The 2671-nt window shown below is 48.9% G+C and carries 5 protein-coding genes; 3 read left to right on the top strand and 2 right to left on the bottom strand.

Translation table 11 applies throughout. The annotated features are described in order from the left end of the window. The coding region (locus tag AC0UA9_RS17300) for a hypothetical protein (RefSeq protein ID WP_475661968.1) at nt 1–180 on the top strand (180 nt) is incomplete at its 5' end. A 77-nt stretch (nt 181–257) separates the two neighbouring features. Here the strand turns inward: AC0UA9_RS17300 and AC0UA9_RS17295 are convergent. Further along, nucleotides 258–734 (bottom strand): Lrp/AsnC family transcriptional regulator, encoded by a 477-nt coding sequence (locus AC0UA9_RS17295; protein ID WP_125752476.1) that lies wholly within the window; start codon nt 732–734, stop codon nt 258–260. A gap of 129 nt (nt 735–863) precedes the next feature. Here AC0UA9_RS17295 and hppD point away from each other — a divergent pair, with 129 nt between their 5' ends. Further along, the gene (gene hppD / locus AC0UA9_RS17290) at nt 864–1970 is read left to right on the top strand and encodes a 4-hydroxyphenylpyruvate dioxygenase (protein ID WP_125752479.1); all 1107 of its coding nucleotides are present in this window, start codon (nt 864–866) and stop codon (nt 1968–1970) included. Nucleotides 1971–2016: 46 nt separating this feature from the next. After that, a complete protein-coding gene (locus AC0UA9_RS17285) occupies nt 2017–2382 on the top strand; it encodes a Rieske (2Fe-2S) protein (protein WP_146944954.1) in 366 nt (121 codons plus the stop codon). Between the two features lie 56 nt (nt 2383–2438). Here AC0UA9_RS17285 and AC0UA9_RS17280 read toward each other — a convergent pair. Then, on the bottom strand, nt 2439–2671 hold a 233-nt coding region (locus tag AC0UA9_RS17280; RefSeq protein ID WP_475661966.1), incomplete at its 5' end, for a Na+/H+ antiporter NhaC family protein.

Raw genomic sequence — 2671 nt, 5'->3', positions numbered from 1 at the left:
AGCTTCCAGTGCCGGTTTAAGCGTACTCAGTTGAGCATTAAGCAACTTTGGGACATGCAAGTAGATGGTGTTGCCCTGCTCGCCGCCAACTTCGCCCCGCGCGACATTTATTCGGTAGTCAGCAAACTGGGCCACTATATCGCGGAGAATACCGATACGGTTCTGACAGTAAAATTTTAGACGCATAGCACCCTCACCACAAAAAACTAACGTAGTTGCTTAGGCCTGCCTGAAAAACCAGTGACTTCGGACATCGCTTAGCCACCGCTCACCGGCAGCCCCTGCTCTTCTTTCATACTCCGCAGTATGATTTCAGAGCGAACCTGGGTGACATTAGGATGAGGTAATAAGTGGTGGTGAATAAAGTCTGAAAACTCGGTGAGATCCTTGGCGATCACATGCAGTACATAATCCGCATCCCCCGACACAGAATAAGCCTCACGCACCATGGCGTGCTTCGTTAGTAACGTTACAAAATCATCATCCATGCTCTCGCCATGCGCTTTGAGATTAACGCGGGTGATCGCACGCAAGCCAAACCCTAGGCTGGAGGCATCAAGCCTCGCCGAATATCCCTTAATCACCCCTTCGGCTTCTAGCCGCGCTTTGCGCCGGGAGCACTGAGAGGGAGACAAGCTGACACGTTCTCCCAACTCTGAATTGGTGAGGTCTGAGTTCTTCTGCAAAACTGATAAAATTGCAAGATCATATCGATCCAAAGAAATTCCGTGCATACAACACTCCAGTCACGCACAAGCTGTGCGCTATTTGGCGTTATCTTAGGTTAGTTTGCAACCTAATTGCACCATCTCTTCCCTATACTGAGCCTGTTCACTTACAAGATAATAATAGGAGAGACAGCGATGGGACCTTTTCCTCATGACGCGCCAAACGTAACCATAAGCGATGCAAACCCAGCGGGCACCGATGGTTTTGAATTTGTTGAATTTGCCCATCCTGAGCCGGAAAAGTTAGACAGCCTGTTTCGGCAAATGGGCTTCGTTCCTGTTGCAAAACACCGTGACAAGTCAGTCACCGTTTATCGTCAGGGTGATATTAACTATCTGCTTAACAGCGAGCCTAACTCCCATGCGTCAGCGTTTATTGAGGCGCACGGCCCCTGTGCACCGGCCATGGCTTGGCGCGTTGTTGATGCTCAGCACGCCCTAAAACGTGCCGTTGAGTTAGGGGCTGAAGAGTTCACTGGCAATAAATCTATCGATGCGCCAGCGGTTGTCGGTATTGGTGGCTCGCTGCTTTACTTTATTGATACGTATGGCGATAAAGGTAGCTGTTACGCAAATGAGTTTGACTGGTTAGATGAGGTAGATCCTAAGCCTAAAGGGTTTGGCTTTTACTATCTTGACCACCTGACTCATAACGTTATTCGCGGCAATATGGACACATGGTATAAGTTTTATCATGACACCTTTAACTTCCGCGAAATACGCTACTTTGATATCGCTGGTAAAGTTACCGGCCTTACTAGCCGCGCATTAACTTCTCCCGATGGCAAAATTCGCATTCCGATTAACGAGAGTGCCGACGATCACAGCCAAATTGAGGAGTACTTGCGCGAGTACAATGGCGAAGGTATTCAGCATATCGCCATTGCAACGAACGATATCTACACCGGCACAGATTCCATCGCTGACGCAGGGCTTGAGTTTATGCCTGGTCCGCCGAGCATCTATTATGAAAAATCACTTGAGCGCGTAAAAGGTCACCAAGAGCCTCTCGATAAACTTCGTAACCGCGGCATTTTGATTGATGGCGAAGGTGTCGTGGGCGGTGGCGAAACCAGAATTTTGCTACAAATTTTCTCTAAAACAGTGATTGGCCCGATCTTCTTCGAGTTTATCCAGCGTAAAGGCGATGATGGGTTTGGAGAGGGCAATTTTAAAGCTCTGTTCGAATCCATCGAAGAGGACCAAATTAACCGCGGCGTGTTACAAAGCACTGCAGAATAGCAAAAACGCTTAATAACATAATTAGCGCTGACGAAAAGGAAACACTGTGCAAGACGCTTGGCGTAACTATGCAAATGCCCCCCAAGAGGGGGCTATTGTTTGCCCTTCTCATCTTATAGAAGAAGGCAATGCACACTGCATAGAAGTTATTAGTAACGACACACCTTTCCCGATGATTGTAACGCGCATAAATGGTGTCATTTATTGCTACGTTAATGCCTGCCCCCACCAATACTTACCATTAAATTACCGGTCGGACAGCATCATTTCGTCAGATGGGCACCGCTTACTATGCAGTGCCCATGGCGCAGCATTCGATATTAAAACAGGCAACTGCTTAGCAGGTGCTTTTGATAATCTTGACGCAATACCGGTGTTTGAAGACCCGCAAGGCAATGTTTGCATTGGCTGATGCTAGATTAAGCCCTGCGATAATGGCCTCAGGCGGCCTAGCGCAGGGCTTATCGCTTACAGCGTGAGGCCGAGCAACAGGTAAGCAGCCAAGGAGAGTGTCGCAACGGCAAGCGCAAAGGGAATTTGCGTCTTGATATGGTCGATATGGTCAGAAGCAGCCCCTGTTGAGGCAAGCACAGAGGTATCCGACAACGGCGAACAGTGGTCCCCGAACACACCGCCACCCGCTACGGCTGCCACTGTGGCATACACCAGCGGTGTCAGCATATCGCTGCTGAAGTTGAATG

This window comes from Colwellia sp. F1 (genome assembly GCF_056238625.1).
Note: the sequence above shows the minus strand (reverse complement) of the source record. Positions and strands in the feature narration are given on the sequence as shown.

Excerpts from the sequence above, each read along its gene's own strand:
- AC0UA9_RS17295 (WP_125752476.1), bottom strand. The coding sequence starts at position 734 with ATGCACGGAATTTCTTTGGATCGATATGATCTTGCAATTTTATCAGTT.
- hppD (WP_125752479.1), top strand. The coding sequence starts at position 864 with ATGGGACCTTTTCCTCATGACGCGCCAAACGTAACCATAAGCGATGCA.